The 16,760-nt window shown below is 75.4% G+C and carries 16 protein-coding genes; 6 read left to right on the forward strand and 10 right to left on the reverse strand.

What is annotated here, in order from left to right; translation table 11 throughout:
* Positions 1 to 60 precede the first annotated feature (60 nt).
* Positions 61 to 1,593, forward strand: a complete 1,533-nt coding sequence (locus tag IF01_RS0121810; protein ID WP_030395166.1) for a hypothetical protein — start codon at positions 61 to 63, stop codon at positions 1,591 to 1,593.
* A gap of 71 nt (positions 1,594 to 1,664) precedes the next feature.
* On the opposite strand, the gene IF01_RS0121815 is transcribed toward IF01_RS0121810, so the two are convergent.
* From IF01_RS0121815 to IF01_RS44150, 8 genes are all read right to left on the reverse strand, one after another.
* On the reverse strand, positions 1,665 to 3,059 hold the full coding sequence (locus IF01_RS0121815; RefSeq protein ID WP_051755854.1) for a HAMP domain-containing sensor histidine kinase: 1,395 nt from the start codon (positions 3,057 to 3,059) through the stop codon (positions 1,665 to 1,667).
* Positions 3,059 to 3,757 (reverse strand): response regulator transcription factor, encoded by a 699-nt coding sequence (locus IF01_RS0121820; RefSeq protein ID WP_030395168.1) that lies wholly within the window; start codon positions 3,755 to 3,757, stop codon positions 3,059 to 3,061. The genes IF01_RS0121815 and IF01_RS0121820 overlap by 1 nt, the downstream gene beginning before the upstream one ends.
* Before the next feature lie 58 nt (positions 3,758 to 3,815).
* Positions 3,816 to 5,360 (reverse strand): alpha/beta fold hydrolase, encoded by a 1,545-nt coding sequence (locus IF01_RS0121825; protein ID WP_051755856.1) that lies wholly within the window; start codon positions 5,358 to 5,360, stop codon positions 3,816 to 3,818.
* Positions 5,361 to 5,504: 144 nt separating this feature from the next.
* The gene (locus IF01_RS0121830; protein WP_208624340.1) at positions 5,505 to 6,227 is read right to left on the reverse strand and encodes a polysaccharide deacetylase family protein; all 723 of its coding nucleotides are present in this window, start codon (positions 6,225 to 6,227) and stop codon (positions 5,505 to 5,507) included.
* A 138-nt stretch (positions 6,228 to 6,365) separates the two neighbouring features.
* Entirely contained in the window at positions 6,366 to 7,727 is a 1,362-nt protein-coding gene (locus tag IF01_RS0121835) for an FAD/NAD(P)-binding protein (RefSeq protein ID WP_030395171.1), read from the reverse strand.
* Positions 7,728 to 7,906: 179 nt separating this feature from the next.
* Positions 7,907 to 8,818 (reverse strand): arginase family protein, encoded by a 912-nt coding sequence (locus tag IF01_RS0121840; RefSeq protein ID WP_030395172.1) that lies wholly within the window; start codon positions 8,816 to 8,818, stop codon positions 7,907 to 7,909.
* Between the two features lie 201 nt (positions 8,819 to 9,019).
* On the reverse strand, positions 9,020 to 9,313 hold the full coding sequence (locus IF01_RS0121845) for a putative quinol monooxygenase (RefSeq protein ID WP_030395173.1): 294 nt from the start codon (positions 9,311 to 9,313) through the stop codon (positions 9,020 to 9,022).
* Positions 9,310 to 10,257, reverse strand: coding sequence for a helix-turn-helix transcriptional regulator (locus tag IF01_RS44150; protein WP_157855306.1), 948 nt, complete (start codon positions 10,255 to 10,257; stop codon positions 9,310 to 9,312). Before IF01_RS44150 ends, IF01_RS0121845 begins: the two co-directional genes overlap by 4 nt.
* 50 nt (positions 10,258 to 10,307) lie before the next feature.
* On the opposite strand from IF01_RS44150, the gene pip reads away from it, so the two are divergent.
* Positions 10,308 to 11,267 carry a prolyl aminopeptidase gene (pip, locus tag IF01_RS0121855; RefSeq protein ID WP_030395175.1) on the forward strand — a complete coding sequence of 320 codons (960 nt, stop codon included), beginning with the start codon at positions 10,308 to 10,310 and terminating at the stop codon, positions 11,265 to 11,267.
* Between the two features lie 57 nt (positions 11,268 to 11,324).
* On the opposite strand, the gene IF01_RS0121860 is transcribed toward pip, so the two are convergent.
* Entirely contained in the window at positions 11,325 to 12,428 is a 1,104-nt protein-coding gene (locus tag IF01_RS0121860) for an NADH:flavin oxidoreductase/NADH oxidase (protein ID WP_030395176.1), read from the reverse strand.
* A 291-nt stretch (positions 12,429 to 12,719) separates the two neighbouring features.
* On the opposite strand from IF01_RS0121860, the gene IF01_RS0121865 reads away from it, so the two are divergent.
* The 4 genes from IF01_RS0121865 to IF01_RS0121880 all read left to right on the forward strand — a co-directional run bounded on the left by IF01_RS0121865 (position 12,720) and on the right by IF01_RS0121880 (position 16,041).
* Positions 12,720 to 13,748, forward strand: a complete 1,029-nt coding sequence (locus IF01_RS0121865; RefSeq protein ID WP_030395177.1) for an MDR family NADP-dependent oxidoreductase — start codon at positions 12,720 to 12,722, stop codon at positions 13,746 to 13,748.
* A 45-nt stretch (positions 13,749 to 13,793) separates the two neighbouring features.
* Entirely contained in the window at positions 13,794 to 14,216 is a 423-nt protein-coding gene (locus IF01_RS0121870; RefSeq protein ID WP_030395178.1) for a MerR family transcriptional regulator, read from the forward strand.
* A gap of 148 nt (positions 14,217 to 14,364) precedes the next feature.
* Positions 14,365 to 15,186, forward strand: coding sequence for a lipase family protein (locus tag IF01_RS0121875; RefSeq protein WP_051755862.1), 822 nt, complete (start codon positions 14,365 to 14,367; stop codon positions 15,184 to 15,186).
* 135 nt (positions 15,187 to 15,321) lie between these two features.
* Positions 15,322 to 16,041, forward strand: coding sequence for a hypothetical protein (locus IF01_RS0121880; protein WP_157855307.1), 720 nt, complete (start codon positions 15,322 to 15,324; stop codon positions 16,039 to 16,041).
* Positions 16,042 to 16,085: 44 nt separating this feature from the next.
* Here the strand turns inward: IF01_RS0121880 and IF01_RS0121885 are convergent, their stop codons facing one another.
* Positions 16,086 to 16,682, reverse strand: a complete 597-nt coding sequence (locus IF01_RS0121885) for a TIGR03086 family metal-binding protein (protein WP_030395181.1) — start codon at positions 16,680 to 16,682, stop codon at positions 16,086 to 16,088.
* Positions 16,683 to 16,760: the final 78 nt, after the last annotated feature.

Consider the following 16,760-nt stretch of genomic DNA (forward strand, 5'->3'; position numbering starts at 1 on the left):
GGCCCTGGTCCGGTCCTGCCCGCCTCGTTCGACCCGCCCGACCTTAGGAGACGCCCGACCGTGAAACTGGAACTGCCCCAAGGGCCCCTGAACCGCGCGCTGGTGATCCTGCTGGCGGTCGCCGTCCTCGGCACCGCCGGGTACTTCGGCTACGGCTTCCTGACGGATCCCAGCTGCGCCACGGGCGTGAAGAAGGTCAGGAACGAGTGCGTCGGCGTCACCGACGGCTCGTACGTCTTCAACGACGACCTGGGGCCGGTGACCGCGCGCATCAAGGAGGAGAACGACAGCGTGGCCGGGAAGCACCCGGTCACCTTGGCGCTGATGATCCCGCTGGTCTCCGACCAGCAGGCCGAGCGGCGCGAGATGGTCGAGCAGGTCCAGGGCGCCTACCTCGCCCAGTACCGGGCCAACCGGGAGAGCGGCAAGCAGCCGCCGGTCCGCCTGGTCCTCGCCAACCCCGGCCGGGAGTACGGGGAGTGGCGTCGCGTGTCGGACCAGCTGGCCAAGGCGGCGGCCGACGGCAAGCAGAACCTGCGGGCCGTCACCGGCATCAACATCAGCATCACCAACAGCGAGGCCGCGGTGCACTACCTCACGGCGGACAAGCACATCCCGGTCGTCGCCGGCCCGATGACCGCCGACGACATCGTCAACAGCGTCGCCGATCCGCGCCACTACCCGGGCCTGGCCCGGATCGCTCCCAGCAACAGCGACCAGGCGGCCGCCCTCGCCGCCTACGGGGCGGGGATCAAGCCGGCCGAGACCCTGGTGGTCGAGGACACCCGGGAGAACGACAACTACCTCGCCACCCTGCGGGCCACCTTCGCCAAGCTCACCAAGGGCGCGCCCAACGAGCCGGAGACCTTCGAGTCCCCGAAGGACTTCACCCAGGAGGGGAACCTCGGCAACGTCTTCCAACGGATGGTGCCCGAGATCTGCAGCTCCAACGCGTCCACCCTGTTCTTCGCCGGCCGCCCGGTGCAACTGCGGCTGTTCCTGGTGGCGCTGGGCGACCGGAAGTGCAACAAGCCCTACACCGTCATCACCGGCTCGCACGCCTCCACACTGATGGTCGACCAGGAGTTCGAGAAGCACTGGAACGCGCTCACCAAGAGTCAGGGCATCACCGTGCGCTACACGGCGCTCGCCCACCCCGACAGCTGGGGCGAGGCGAGCACCGAGGGCCCCGGCGGCTCCAAGGGCCCGACCGCCGAACTCGCCGCCCTGCTGAAGGCGGACGACACCAAGCAGCCCGACCGGATCGGGCCCGCCGACCGCCGCGACGGCCGGATCATCATCACCTACGACGCGGTGACCACCGCCGTCGAGGGGATCCGCAAGGACGTCGGCGAGTCCGTGGCCATGCCCTCGCTCGACGACGTCACCCAGAGCTGGCGCCGGCTCCACGGCGGCAACCGGGTGGACGGCGCCAGCGGCTGGATCTGCCTCGACCAGTACGGCAACCCGTACAACAAGGCCGTCCCGATCGTCCACCTGGACCCGACCGTCCGCGGCGCCGTCCTGGACGCCGTCGCCTGGCCGCTCGGCCACGCCCCCGACAGCAACTGCTCCATCGGCGCCGGGGGCTGACGAGCGCCGACGAGCGGCGTCGACGAGGGCTGGCGAGGGCTGGCGAGCGCCGACGAGGACCGACGGCCGCGCTACCCGCGGCGCGCGGCGGGGACGGCGCGGGGGAGGGTGAAACCGACCTCCGCGCCGCCCCCCGGGCCGGTGCCCGCGAACACCGTGCCCCCGTCGGCGGTGACGAGGTCGTGCACGATCGCGAGCCCCAGCCCGGAACCCGGCGTCGACTGGGTGCCCGCGCCCCGGTAGAAGCGGTCGAAGACGGCGTCCCGCTCCTCGGGCCCGATCCCCGGCCCGAGGTCGCGCACCACCAGCCGCACGTACGGCACCCCCGGCCGGGCCCGGCCCCGGCCCGCACCGGCGGGCGCCGACTCGACCAGCACCGTGACGGGGGTGTCCCCGGGACTGAACTTGACCGCGTTGGCCAGCAGGTTGTCGATGCAGCGGTGCAGCGCGCGCGGCCGCGCGAGCACCACCACCGCCCCGTCCCGGTCCGGCCCCGCGCCCGCCGCGCCGACGTCGATGACCCGCCCGGTGCGCCGCCGGAAGCGTTCCGCGCAGTCCTCGGCCGCCGCCGCCAGGTCCAGCGGCACCTGGTCCTCGTCGGCCTGCCGGTCGGTGGCCAGCTCGACCAGCTCGCGCACCAGTTCGTCGAGCGCGACGCTCTCCGTGACCAGGGTGCCGAGGATCTTCTCCTCGTCCTCGGGAGCCAGCCGGCCACGGGCCCGCTGCAACAGCTCCGCGCTCCCGCGCACCGAGGTGAGCGGGGTCCGCAGCTCGTGGCTGGCGTTCTGCACCAGCCGCTGCTGCGCCTCCCGGGAGCGGCGCAGCGCGTCGAGCATCACCTCGAACGCGAGGGTCAGCCGGCCCACCTCGTCGCGCCCCGCGGCCGGGAGCGCGGTGCCGAGGTCCTGGGTCGAGCTGATCCGCTCGGCGGCGCGGGCCAGCCGGCGCATCGGGCGCAGGATCCGGCCGATCAGCAGCCAGCTGAGCGCGGCGCAGGCGGCGGCCGAGCCCGCCGTCGTCCAGCTGATCCGCCCGAGGAACTCCTGGTCCATCCGCTCGGCGTCCGCGTAGTCCTGACTGACGACCAGGGCCCCGTGCCCCTCGCCGCGTCCCAGGACCAGCACCCCGAAGGTGCGGTCGCCGACCGTGGTCTCGGCCGTCAGCCGTCCCTCCCCGGAGCGGGCGACGGCGAGCGCGCCCGGCGGGACCGGCAGGGCGGCGCGGCCGGGGGAGAGCGGCCGGACCGTGCCGTCCGGGAGGAGCAGCTGCTCGGCGGTGTCGGGCCGCTCGGCGGGGACCCGCCCGGCGTCGAGGACGGCGGCGACGGCGTCCGCGCGGTCGACCAGCGCCCGGTCGAACTGGTCGGCGACCATTCCGGTGACGCCGCGGTAGGAGCTGACGACGGAGACGACGATGGCCAGCAGGGTGGCGGCCACCACCACGAGGGTGATCCTGGTGCGCAGCACTACGCGGCCCGCACGAGGTAGCCGACGTTGCGGACGGTGTGGATCAGCCGGGGCTCGCCGCCCTCCTCGCTCTTGCGGCGCAGGTAGCCGATGTAGACATCGAGCGAGCGCGAGTCGGTGTCGAAGTCGTAGCCCCAGATCCGCTCGTAGATCTGCGGGCGGGTCAGCACCGCGCCCTGGTTGCGCAGCAGCAGTTCCAGCAGGTCGAACTCGGTCTTGGTGAGGTCGAGGAGCCGTCCGCCGCGGTGGGCGCGGCGCGCGGCGGTGTCCAGCGCGAGGTCCTGGCAGGCCAGCACGCCCGAGTCGGCGGGCGGGGCGGAGCGCCGGAGCAGGGCGCGTATCCGGGCCAGCAGCTCCTCGGTGGCGAAGGGCTTGGCCAGGTAGTCGTCCGCCCCGGCGTCCAGCCCGGCGACCCGGTCGCCGAGCTGGTGCCGGGCGGTGAGCACCAGGACCGGCAGCCGGTCGCCGCGGCGGCGCAGCATCCGGCACAGGGCGAGCCCGTCCAGCCGGGGCATCACCACGTCCACCACGGCGAGGTCGGGGCGGTGGCGCTCCAGCAGCTCCAGGGCGTCCTGCCCGTCGGTGGCGGTCAGGACCCGGTAGCCCTCGAAGCGCAGCAACTGGTCGAGGGTGGTGCGGACACCGGGGTCGTCCTCGACGACGAGCACGGTGCGGCCGTGGGTGGTGGCATCTGTCATGGCGTCATTCTCGCTGGTCACGGCGGACGGTCGGGGTGCGGACGGTTCTCCGTCGGTGTCAGCGCCGCACCGGGGAGACGGCGATCGGCGGGACGGCGGTCGTGCAGGAGGTGTCGCCCGGCTGCCCGGTGCGGACGAAGGAGTCCACGATCCCGAGCGTGCAGTGGGTGGACTCCAGCTCCGCCACGTGCCCGGCGTTGGGCACGGTGACGACGGTCGAGCGCCGGAACTGCGCGGCCGCCTGACGGGTGGCGCTCTCCGGGGTGTTGGAGTCGAGGTCGCCGGCGAACAGCAGCACCGGCACGTCCGGCTGCGCGGGGTCCACCGGCTGCGGGCGGGCGGTGCCGGTGCGCGGCCACTTGATGCAGGCATCGGCGCCGTCGGTCTGCCCCTCGGTGAAGCCCTTGACGCTGAACGCCCCGAACCGGCCCGGATCGGCGGCCGACAGCGCGGCCCGGTACTCGCGCCAGCGCTCCGGCAGCGAGGAGTCGACCGACCAGGCCCGCGGATAGTCGTTGCACACCACGGCCAGGAACGACGCCTGGTCCTCCCGCCCGGCCGCCCGGTAGTCGGCGTCGACCAGGGCCCGCAGCGCGCGGTCGTCGCCCTCGGCCGAGCTGTGCAGGGCGGCCGGCAGCTCACCGAGCAGCGAGCGCTCGGCCGGGCTCTCCCCGGCGCCGCGACTCGCCGCCTCGTACAGCAGATTGGCGAGCTTGTCCTCGGTGAAGCGCAGCGTGCGGGTCGCACCGGCGGCCTCGATCCGCAGCGTGAACGGCCGCTCGCGCAACTTCCCGGCCACGGTGCGGAGGTCCTCGACGGCGGTGTCCCCGTCACAGGCGGCGCTGCGCTCGCAGACCCGCTTCAGGGCCAGCGACACCGCATCGGCACTCGGCCGGGCCAGCGGGTCCACGCCGAGCGGGTAGGCCCCGGACAGCACCATCGAGTCGACCCGCCCGGGGTGGCGGCTCGCGTACACCGGCATCAGGTACGTGCCGTAGGAGAGCCCGTAGGGGATCAGCGAGGCGGCGCCGATCCGGGCCCGCACGGCGTCGATGTCGTCGGCGGTCGCGGCACTGGTGTACCCCTCGGCCCGGGGCCCCAGCGCGGCCGCGCAGCGGGCCACGGCATCGCGCTGCCCCGCACGGTCGGCGAACCGGTACTCGGCGTCGGTGACCCCGCACGGGATCCGCCCGGAGCGCCCGGTACCGCGCGGGTCGACCAGCAGCACGTCATGGCTGCCGAGCACCCCGTCGAGCCCGGCGGCGAACGCCCCCGCCCGGTCGATCGCGGTCTCCCCGGGCCCACCGGGGTTGACCGCGACCGTCCCCCGCGCCGCCCCCGCGTCCCGGTGCCGCAGCACCGCGTACGCGACGGAGACACTGCCCAGCCACGGCTTGCCGCTCACCACGGGCCGGCTGACGGTGCCGCAGTCCACCCGCAGCCCCTCCACCTCGGGGCACCAGGCCGCCTTGCCGGGCCGCGCCCCGTGCTGCGCCGCGACCGCCGCCCCGGCCGGCAGCACCGACATCAGCACCGCTGCCGCCCCGGCCACCGCCCCGACCCGCCGCACGGTGCTCGCGGTGGTCTTCCCGTTCCTCGTCATGGTGGTGTTCCTTCCGTCCCGTCGTTCTCCGGTGGTGAGGACGACACTGCCGGGCCCCGGTCAGGGGCTCGGCAGAGCGACGGCAAAGGCGTGTAAGAACTCGCGGGGCCCGGGATCGGGAGCGCAGCGGTGGCGGCGGTCCGGTCAGCGGCAGGGGAGGAGGGCGAAGGTGTAGCCGCGGGACTTGAGGGTGCGGAGGATGGCGGGCAGGGCGGCGACGGTCTGGCTGCGGTCGCCGCCGCCGTCGTGCATCAGGACGACGGCGCCGGGGGTGACCCGGTCCAGGACCCGGCGTTCGATCGCGGCCCGGCCGGGGCGGGCCCAGTCCTGGGGGTCGACGCTCCAGAGCTGGACGGTCTTGCCGAGTCGGGCCGCGCCGGAGCGGACGGCGGAGTTCACCGCGCCGTACGGCGGCCGCAGACAGCTCGGGGTGGTCCCGGTCCGCTCGCGGATGCGGGCGTCGGTGGCCGTCACCTGGGAGTCGAAGGAGGACTTGGAGAGGGAGCGCAGGTCGGGGTGGGACCAGCTGTGGTTCTGCACGCTGTGGCCCTGGTCGTGCACCCGGCGGGTGACCTCGGGGTACGCGGCGACGTTCTGGCCGATCTCGAAGAAGGTGGCGCGGGCCCCGTACTGGGCCAGCAGCGCCAGGACCTGCGGGGTGTAGCGGGGGCTCGGTCCGTCGTCGAAGGTCAGGTAGACGACCTTGGCCGGGGCCGCCTGGGCGGGGGCGGCGGGCAGGGCGACCACGGCGGTGGCGGCCGCCAGCAGGGTGCCGAGCGCGAGGCGGGCGGCGCGGCGCCCGCGGGGCCGGTCCGCCGCCCGGGGCGAGGTCACCGAGGTCACCGAGGTCACTCGGGTCGAGGTCACGGGTGCTCCCAACGGCCGCGGAACCGGAACGAACCCGGTGCCCGCCCCCCTCCCCGGCCCTCCGTCCAATGTAGCGGTCCGTCCCCGCACCGTCCCGGGTCCGGACGGCGCGGGGTCGGTCTTCGGCCAGACCCGGCGTCAGTCCGCGTCGGCGAGGATGTCCCCGGCGACCTCCCCGGCCTGGGCGCGGATCTCGGGGATGGCGGTGCTCTCCAGCAGGCTGCCGCGGCGCAGCGCGCCGAGCGTCCACAGCGGCGCGGGCGGGGAGCCGTCGGCGGGTCGCACCCGGCCGAGGGCGTCGGTGCGGAAGCCCTGGCCGAGGTCGTCGGGTTCGGCCAGTCCGGCGCCGAGCAGCACGGCCACCAGCGGGTCGGGCACCCGGCGGACGTCGGCCTGCGGGCCGGTGCAGTTGAGCACCGCGCCGACGGTCAGGGCGCGGCCGTCGCGCAGCCGGACCCGGACACCGTCACCGGTGGGGACGGCGTCGGCGAGTTCGCCCGGCCCCACCGTGATCCACCCCTCGGCGACGGCCGCCGAGAAGGCCCGGGCGGTCGCGGGCGCGGCCCGGTGGCGGTGGACGTCCCACAGCCGCCGGTCCTCGGTCTGGAAGCGCATCCGGTCGGCCGGGGAGAGGCCCTGCCACAGTGCGGCGGTGACGGGGCGCAGGCTGTCGATGCCGACCCGCCAGTCCCCGTGGGTGCGCCGGCAGGCCGAGACGTGGGCGAGCAGGGCCCGCCGGACCCGGGGCAGGCCCGCCGCCGGGTCGACCTGCGGCGGCCGCGCCGGGGGCAGCGCCGTCGCGGCGTGCGGGCGCGGGACCAGGCCGTGCCGGGAGACGGCGTGCACGCGCCGGCCGGGGCGGGCCAGCGCGAGCGCGACGTCGATCATGGTGAGGCCGGTGCCGAGGAGCAGGAGGTCCTGCTGCTCGGGGAGGCCGCGCAGCGCCCCCGGGGCCCACGGGTCCGCGACGAACCTCGGCGAGCGGCGGAGCCGGGCGGGCGCCCAGGCGTTGTCGGGCGGGAAGGCGCCGAGGGCGAGCACCACGGCGTCGGCGTCCAGGCGGCGTCCGGTGCCGAGCCGCAGCGACATCCCCGGTCCGGCGCGCCGGGCGGAGACGACCCGGTCGTCCACCCGGTGCAGCCGGGCGGTGCCGGCGCGGGCCTCGGCGGCCGCCAGCACCTCGCCGAGGTAGGCCCCGTAGAGGCGGCGGGGGACGTGGTCGGCGGCGGTGTGGACGCCGGGCGCGCGGCGGGCCAGCCAGTGGACGAAGTCGTCCGGCTCGTCGGCGAAGGCGCTCATCCGCCCGGCCGGGACGTTGAGCAGGTGGTGGTCGGCGGTCGTGGCGTAGGCCGTGCCCCGGCCGGTGGCGGGGGCACGGTCGATCAGCCGGACGTCGAGCGGGACGCCGGCCGACGCGGCGCGGCGCAGCAGTTGCGCGGCGGTGAGCGCGCCGGACGCGCCCGCGCCGACGACGGCGACGCGGCGGGGGTTCTCGGTCATGGGGTGGGGCCGGCCTCTCCCGGGTCGGGTGCGCTTCACGGGTCCGGATCGAACTGCCCAGCGGGTTGACCCATGTCCATCAACGGGGGCGGTCAAACAGGGGTGGTCGAACGAAGGTGGGCGAACGAGGGCGGTCGAACGGGCGGACGGGAGGACCGCGCTCCGCTCGTGCTGCCCGGTCAGTCGACGCGTCCGCCGAGCGCCCGGACCAGGGCACCGACCAGCGTGTCCACCATCGCCCCGTCCGGGTCGCGGTCCGGGTTGACCTCGGTCACCACCAGTCCGGCGAACTGCGGCGCGGCGCAGAACTCGGCCAGGCAGTCGAAGGCCACGCCGACCGGCAGACCCTCGTTGAAGTGCGGGAAGTTCGCCAGCGGGAAGTCCACCGAGTCGATCACGTCCACGTCGAAGTGCAGTACGAACCGCTCGTGGTCGGCGGCGAGCGCCCGCCAGGCGGCCCGCGCCTCGACGACCGGGTCCACCCGGGGCGAGGTGAGCTCCGTGCACGGCAGGGCGCGCAGCCGGTAGCGGCCCAGCCGCTCCCGCCCCGCCGCGCCCAGCTCCACCGGGTCGTAGCCGAACGCCACGATCCCCTCGGGCCCCAGCAGCGGGGTGCGCGGCCCGGCCTCCCGCAGCTCCGGCGCGCCCTCGCCGAGCAGGTGGGACAGCACCATGGTGTCCAGGATCCCGGAGCGGCTGGTGTCCGGCACCGACAGGTCGAGGTCCCCGTCGAAGTACAGCAGGCCGGTGCCCGGCCGGCGGGCGACGTACGCGGCGAGCACGCCCAGGGTGATGGTGCAGTCCCCGCCCACCACCAGGGGCACCGCGCCGTCGTCGAGGATGCCGCCGACGGCCTTGGCCACCGCGCGCACCACCTCGACCACCAGCGGCAGGTTCTGCCGGTCGCGGCGCTCGGGGTCGGTCCGGAACGGCACCGTCGGCAGGTCGCCGCGGTCGCTCACCGCGACCCCGGCCGCCCGCAGCCGCTCCACCAGGCCGGCGGAGCGCAGGGCCGCCGGGGCCTTCTCCTGGCCGGGGCCGTGCGTGCCCGCGCAGGACGGGACCCCCAGCAGTGCGAACTCCTCGGCCACGGCCGCTCCCTGTCCGTTCGTCCCGGCCCCGCCGGGGCCGCGTCCGCGCCCGGGACCGGGGCGGCGCGCGGGACGGAGCGCGGCAGTGGGCCGAGCGTATCGGCGGACGGGGCGCTCGGCGCGTTCCTCCCGGCGGTGTCGGCGGCCCCGGTTTCTACCGGCACCGGCGGACCCGGGCCCGCCCCCGCCCCGGCACGGCGCTCAGCGGGCGAAGGCGGTGACCACCTCGGCGAACTCGACCACCGGCTCCTCCGCCAGCAGCAGCGGGAACCGGTCGAGCAGCGCGACCACGTACGGGGCCGCGAAGTGGGCGTCGCGGGCCGCGCCGTCCGCGTACCGCTCCACCACCAGGAACCGGCCGCCGTCCTGCCGGGCCACCGAGTACGCCAGCGCGCCCGGTTCGCCCCGGGTGTGCCCGGCCACCTCGCGCAGTGCGGCGTCCAGCTCGTCCGCGTGCTCCGGCTCGGCCCGCAGCATCGCCAGCACCATGGTCATCGGGTCTCCTCCTGTGTCGGTCGGAGCCCAGCCTGGCCGTCGGCGGTCAGCGACGGATAGTAGAAATGCGACCGGCCGGGCCCGAGCAGCTCGGCCGGTCGCTCCCCGGTGAGCCGGCGGAACTCCCGGGTGAAGTGGCTCTGGTCGTAGTACCCGGCGTCCAGTGCCGCCGGGAGGCTGTGGGGCTGTTCCTCCCGCAGCAGCAGCCGGGCGAGCCGCTGGAACCGGGCCAGCCGCTGGAACTCCTTGGGTCCGGCGCCGACCGCCGCCGGGAACATCCGCTGCAGGTGCCGGGGGCCGACCCCGATCGTCTCCGCCAGCCGGTCGATCCTCAGTCCGGCGGGCCTGCGGTAGATCCGCCCCACCGCGGCGTCCAGCCACGGTTCCGGGCGCCGGTGCGCTTCGAGCAGTCCGGCCAGGAAGCGGTCCAGCACGGCCACCCGCTCGGCCGGGCCGCGGGCCGCCCCGACCCGCTCGACCAGCCGCCGCCCGGGGGCGCCCCACAGCTCCTCGGCGCCCACCACCCGGTCGGCCAGTTCGTCGAGGCCGGCCGGGACCAGGTGGCGCAGTGCGCCGGCCCGGAACCGCACCGCCACGAACCCGGGCCGGCCGGCCCCCGCCCGGTGCTCCAGGGACCAGGGCGTGCGCCGCAGGCAGACCAGGTGCGCGGCCGGCAGCGGCGTCGGCGACCGCCCGTCGACCGGCCCTCCGGCCGGCGGGCTCCCGTCCAACGACGCTCCGCCCACGGGCCGCAGGTCCACCCCGCCCGACCAGTGCACCCAGAGCTCCGCCCCGGTGCCGGGCAGCAGCCGGGGCAGCGCGCCCGCGCCGCCCTCGGACCACCAGTACCGCTCGACGAGGGCCGTCAGGCCCGGCGCGGGGCGTGCGAACGCCACGACCGGTCGGTCCGTCAGTTCCGGTTCCGGGTAAGGTGATCGGCTCATTCAGCAGATGGTACGACCGCCGCCGTCGGGTCCGCGTACGATCGATCGCCATGGTGGACCTCTACGCTCCGACCGACCCCTACGACCGCGGCTTCCTCGACACCGGGGACGGCAACCGCCTCTACTACGAGCAGTTGGGCAATCCGGCCGGAAAGCCCGCCGTCCATCTGCACGGCGGACCGGGCGCGGGCACGGCCGACCGCCCCGCGCGGGCCTGGGACCCGTCCCGCTACCGGCTGGTCCGCTTCGACCAGCGCAACTGCGGGCGCAGCACCCCGCACGCCTCCGACCCGGCCGTGGACATGAGCCTGAACACCACCCGGCACCTGATCGAGGACATCGAGCGGCTGCGCGAACACCTCGGCATCGAGCGCTGGCTGGTCAACGGCGCCTCCTGGGGGTCGGCGCTCGCGGTGGCCTACGCCCAGCAGCACCCGGAGCGGGTGAGCGAGGTGGTGATCGCCGCCGTGACCACGGCCCGCCGCTCCGAGATCGACTGGCTCTACCGGGGCGTGGCGCGGTTCCGGCCGGAGGCCTGGGAGCGCTTCCGGGACGCCGTGCCGGAGGCCGAACGCGACGGGGACCTGCTCGCGGCCTACGCCAGGCTGACGGCGCACCCCGGCCGGGCGGTGCGCGAGCGGGCCGCCGCCGACTGGCTGGCCTGGGAGGACGCGGTGGTGGCCGGCGAGCCCAACGGCGTGCCGGGCATGTACAGCCGCCGGGAGGCCGACGCCCAGGTGGCGTTCGCCCGGATCTGCGCCCACTTCTTCGGCCACGGCGCGTGGCTGGAGGAGGGGCAGCTGATCCGCGACGCCGGGAAGCTGGCCGGCATCCCGGCGGTGCTGGTGCACGGCCGGCACGACCTGAGCTGCCCGCCGCGGACCGCCTGGGAACTGGCCGCGGCCTGGCCGGGCGCCCGGCTGCACATCGTCGAGGACTCCGGTCACGCCGGCAGCGAGGAGCTGAACCTGCTCGCCCGCCGGGCGATCGAGGAGTTCAAGGACCGCTGAGCACGGCGGCGCCGGACGGGCCGCCCAGGGCCCGTCCGGCGTGGTGGCCGCGACCGGTCAGGCGCGGTGGTACGGCATCGGGCCGGTGACCTCGGCGCCGAGCGCGCTGGCGGCCTGGCGGGCCCAGAACGGGTTGCGCAGCAGCTCGCGACCGAGCAGGACGGCGTCGGCCCGGCCCTCGGCGAGGATCCGCTCGGCCTGCTCGTGGTCGGTGATCAGGCCGACCGCCGCCACCGGCAGGTCGGTCTCACGGCGGACCGCCTCGGCGAACGGCACCTGGAAGCCGGGGCCGGCCTCGATCCGGGCGTCCGGGACGAGACCGCCGGTGGAGACGTCCAGCAGGTCGACGCCGTGGGCGTGCAGCTCCTTGGCCAGTCGGACGGTGTCCGCGGAGGTCCAGCCCTCGCGCCCGTCCTCGGGGTTCTCGGTGAGCCAGTCGGTCGCCGAGATCCGGAAGAACACCGGCAGCTCCTCGGGCCACACCGCGCGGACGGCGTCGACGACCTCCAGCGCGAACCGGATCCGGCCCTCGAAGGAGCCGCCGTAGCCGTCGGTGCGCCGGTTGCTGTGCGGGGAGAGGAACTCGTGCACGAGGTAGCCGTGCGCGCCGTGGATCTCGGCGACCTGGAAGCCGGCGTCGAGCGCCCGGCGCGCGGCGTCGGCGAACTGCTGGACGATCGCGCCGATCTGCTCCACCGTGAGCTCCTCGGGCGAGACCCGGTCCGGCTCGAACGGCAGCGCGCTGGGGGCCACCGGCCGCCAGCCGTGCGCCTCGTCCGGCCCGATGGCCCGGCCCCGGTCGACCCAGGTCCGCTCGGTCGAGGCCTTGCGTCCCGCGTGGGCGAGCTGGACGGCGGCGACGGTGCCGTGCGCCTTCAGGAAGGAGGTGATCCGCCGGAACCCCTCGGTCTGGGCGTCGTTCCACAGCCCCAGGTCGTAGGGCGAGATCCGGCCCTCGGGGCTCACCGCGGTGGCCTCGGTGATGATCAGCCCGGTCCCGCCGGCGGCCCGCGCCGCGAGGTGGGTGAAGTGCCAGTCCGTCGGCACGCCCGCCGTTTCGCCGTCCGGCGCGGCGCTGTACTGGCACATCGGCGGCATCCACACCCGGTTGGGGACGGTCAGCGACCGCAGGGTGAAGGGGGTGAAGAGGCTGGTGCTCATGTCGGACTCCAGGAGACGGCCCAAGAGTGATTGCAGGTGCAATCTCTGTGGAAACAATAGTTGCATGCGCGCCACAATCGCAAGCCTCGGCCGCGGGCCGGGGGCCGGGGGCGGACCGCACGTGGGCGGGCGTGGGCGGGCGTGGGCGGGCGGGCCGGCCGTGGACTGTGGACGGGTCGGGCGTGCGCTTGCCCCTGACGCGCGGGGCAGGGGTTAGCGTCCCGCTGTCGGACGGCCCGCAGGCGGTCGTCCGGCACCGCCAACACCGGCACCGAACATAGGAGTTCACCCATGTCCACACTCCCCACCAGCACCCGTGAGGTCCGCCTCGTCTCAGCCACGGACGGGCTTCCCGTCCCCGCCGACTTCGCCGTGTTCGATGCCCCCCTGGCCGCGCCGGGGCCGGACCAGGTACTCGTCCGCAACCGGGCCTTCGTGGTCTTCCCCGGGCTGCGCAGCCTGATCGGCGGCGAACTCGAGTCCGCCGTCCTGCCGACGGTCCGGCCCGGCGACCGGATCTTCGGACCCGCGATCGGCGAGGTCCTGGCCGCGCCCGCCCAAGGGCCGCTGCGCCCCGGGGACCTGGTGACCCATCTGCTGGGCTGGCGCGAGCACGCCGTGGCCGAGGCCGCCGCCTTCACCCGGGTGGCCGACGGCTTCCCCGACCCGCTCGCCCTGCTGTCGCCCGCCCTGGCCGCCTACGGCGCGCTGACCCGGGCGACCGCAGTCCGGGAGGGGGACGTCGTCCTCGTCACCGGTGCGGCGGGAGCGGTCGGCACCGTCGCCGGACAGGTGGCCCGGTTGCTCGGGGCCGCGCAAGTGATCGGCACCACCGGCTCGGCCGAGAAGGCGAAGCGGCTGACGGAGGAACTCGGCTACGACGCCGTGCTGCTGCGCGGCGGGCGCCCCATCGCGGACCAGCTCGCCGAGGCGGCCCCCGAAGGCATCGACGTCCTGCTGGACATGGTCGGCGGCGAGCAGCTGACGGCGGCCGTCGACGCCGCCCGCCAGGGCGCGCGGTTCGCGCTGATCGGCGCGCTCGCCGGACAGTTCGACCCGGCCCGCCGCGGTGCCAGCGCGCCCGCCGTGGTGGACAGCTTCCGGCTGCTCGTCCGCGACGCCACCGTCCACGGCATCGCCGGCCAGCGCTACCAGGACCTGGACCCGGAATGGCGCGAGCGGCTCGCCGGCTGGCTGCGGTCCGGTGAACTGGCCGTCCCCCGCACCGTCCTGACGGGCATCGAACAGGCGCCGGGAGCGTTGTCCAGGCTGATCGAGGGCGACCTCTTCGGCGCACTGATCGTGGAACTGACGGACTGACCGAACAATCGGCTGACGGGCACAGGAGGACGGATGGCGACTCGGATGAGGATCGGCGACGCGGCGGCCGCCGCCGGCACCACACCCCGGGCGCTGCGCTTCTACGAACAGCGCGGCCTGCTCCCGCCACCCGACCGCAGCGCCTCCGGCCAACGCGAGTACGGGTCGCAGACCGTGGTCAGGGTGCGGGTCATCCGCGCCCTGCTGGCGCTCGGCCTCACCGTGGACGACCTGGTCAGCCGCTCGCACCGGTTGGACCTGCTCGCCGAGGACCCGCCGCGCAGCTGCGCCTCCGACGGGGACTTCGGACCGGACACCTTCGCCCCGGTGGTCGAGCGGCGGCTCGCCGCGCTGGACGCGGAGATCGCCCGGCTGACCCGGCTGACCCGGCTGCGCGAGGCGCTGGCCCGCCACACCGGGACGCAGGCCGGTCCGGACCTGCCGGGTCGAGCAGTACCGGGCCAGTAGCGCCGGGCGGTGCGGCGGGCCCACCGGGTCGTTCGGGTGACCCTGCGGTGCGGCGCCGGTCGTGCGTGGGCGATCGGGCGCTAGGAAGTGCAGGACCGCACCCCGCCGGTGGCCCGCCGGCCGCCGGTCCCACGAGAGGAGTTCCGGCGTGGCCGTCCCCACCACGTTCGACCATCGGGTGAAGAGCTACAGCCTGCCCCACGCGTACTGGCTGGCCCGGGCCGCCGACCTGGCCTACAAGGACAAGGGCGCCATCGAGCGACAGGCCCGCGACTGGGGCTTCACCGAGGTGCGGCACCACGAGACCACCTTCGCCCCACCCTTCCCGCTCCAGGACACCCAGGCCTTCACCATGGCCGGCGAGCACATGGTCGTGACCGCCTTCCGAGGCACCGAGCCGCAGCAGATCCGCGACTGGCTCTCGGACGCCTCCACCCCGCCCTGGCCGGGGCCGGCCAGGACCGGCTACATGCACTACGGCTTCGGCGAGGCCCTGGAGTCGGTCTTCCCGGACGTGCGGAAGGCCGTCACCGAGCTCCGCGCCGAGGACCAGAGCGTCTGGCTCACCGGCCACAGCCTGGGCGGGGCGCTGGCGATGCTGGCCGGCGCCCGGCTCCTGCTGGAGGACCCGCGACTGGCGGCCGACGGGGTGGTCACCTTCGGCCAGCCCCGGACCTGTGACCGCCTGCTGGCCGCGGCGTACAACAAGGGCTTCCAGAACCGGATGTACCGCTTCGTCAACAACAACGACATCGTCCCCCAGCTGCCGCCCGAGCCCGCCTACACCCACGTCGACGCGCTGCGGTACATCGACTCCGGCGGGAAGCTGCACGACTCGGTCGGCCCGGTCGGCGGCCTGGCGGACCGGGCGAAGGGCCTGACCGCCGACGCCTTCGCGCCGGCCAGTGACGGTATGCGGGACCACTTCATGCGCAACTACCTGGCCGCGCTGGAGAAGAACCTCGCCTGACGGCGATGGGGAACCGGGTCCGTCGGGCCCGGATTCCCGCGAACCGGCCCTTCCCGCCGCCGAGTTCTGAAAGCATCGACCTCGTTCCGGACCGATCCCGTTCCGGGAGGTGCGGTTGGAAAGGGGCCCGGGACGATGGGTGCGACGCGTAGGAGCCGGTCGGGAGCGGCGGTCCTCGCCGGGGCGGTGGCCGCCGCGCTGGGGGTCGCGGGTTGTACGTCCGGCGGCTCCACCGGGGCGGCGGGATCGCCCTCGCCCTCGGGCCCGGTGAGCACCTCGCCGTCCGCGTCGACGGCTTCCCCGACGGGCGCGACGGCGACCTCCTCGCCGCCCGCCGCACCGGCGCCGAGTCCGACCTGCTTCGACACCACCATGGTCGGCGACACCACGGTGGCCGGCTACCTCTCCCGGCTCCCCGGCGCCGCGCGGATCATCGATCCGGGGATCTTCATGGGCCTGGACGGCCTCCACCTGGACACCACGGGCGACCAGCGGCCCTGCGGACCGGTGACCGTGCGGATCACCCGGTTCACCGTGCGGCTGTCCCACACCGGTTCGGGCACCGTCACGCGCCCGTCGTACTCCTACAGCCCGCTGGACACCACCGAGGTGACGGTCGGTCCCGCCAACGGCCTCGCCCCGGGCAGCGCGCCCCCGGCGACCTCGCACTGCTCGGGGGTGCTCTCCGTGGTCCAGTTGGGCGCGCCGATCAAGGACGCCGACCTCCCGCAGCAGCTGAATCTGGTGACCCCGAGCCCGGCGCCCACCGGGCCGTACCATCAGATCGTGAAGGTGATCGGCGAGCGCCAGGTGGCCGCCGGCCTGGCGCTCCCGGCCGACGCCGCCACCTGCTGAGGGCCTCCACCTGTCGGCGCCGGCCCCTCCCCGTCGCAGCGGTACTACGCGGCCGGCGGCGCCCACTGCGGGTCGCGGCCGGTGAAGCCGAGCAGCTTCGCGGCCGGGCCCGCGTCGGAGGGGACCTCGACCACGGGGCCGAACTTGCCGAAGGTGTCCCGGACGAAGTCGACGATCCGGGCGGCCGGGCTCTCCAGCCCCGCCGCGAGGGAGTCGGTGAGCGGGAGGTCCTGACCGGTCGCGCGGGCGATGTCCCAGGCGTGCACGGCGGCGTCGAGCGCCGCGACCGCAGCCCCGGCCCCCGCCGGCATCGGGCCCATCGGCGTCGGCACGCTCTCGGCGTCCCGCACCGACTCCCAGGCCTTCGCCGCCCCCTCCAGCACCCGCGCCAGCTCGGCCACCGCGTCGTCGCCGCCGTCCGCCGGAGCGTCCGCCGGGTCGAACGGGTCGCCCGCCGGGGCCTCCTCGGTGATCTGCATGACCAGCGCCTGCTGGTCGAGCCGCGCGTGGTTCAGCACCTGACGCACCGTCCACTCGCTGCACGGCGTCGGTGCTCCCCAGGCACCCTCCGGCACCCCGCGCACCACGGTCAGCAGGTACTCGTGCGCCCCGGCCAGCAGCGCGAAACCGTCGACGGACATCCGGCATCCCCTCCAGATTCGTTCGGCATCGACCCGGGCGGCAGCACCGGCCGCCCCGAAGTCGTTCACCCTCACCAT

Source organism: Kitasatospora purpeofusca, from assembly GCF_000718025.1.
Classification (GTDB): Bacteria; Actinomycetota; Actinomycetes; order Streptomycetales; family Streptomycetaceae; genus Kitasatospora; species Kitasatospora purpeofusca.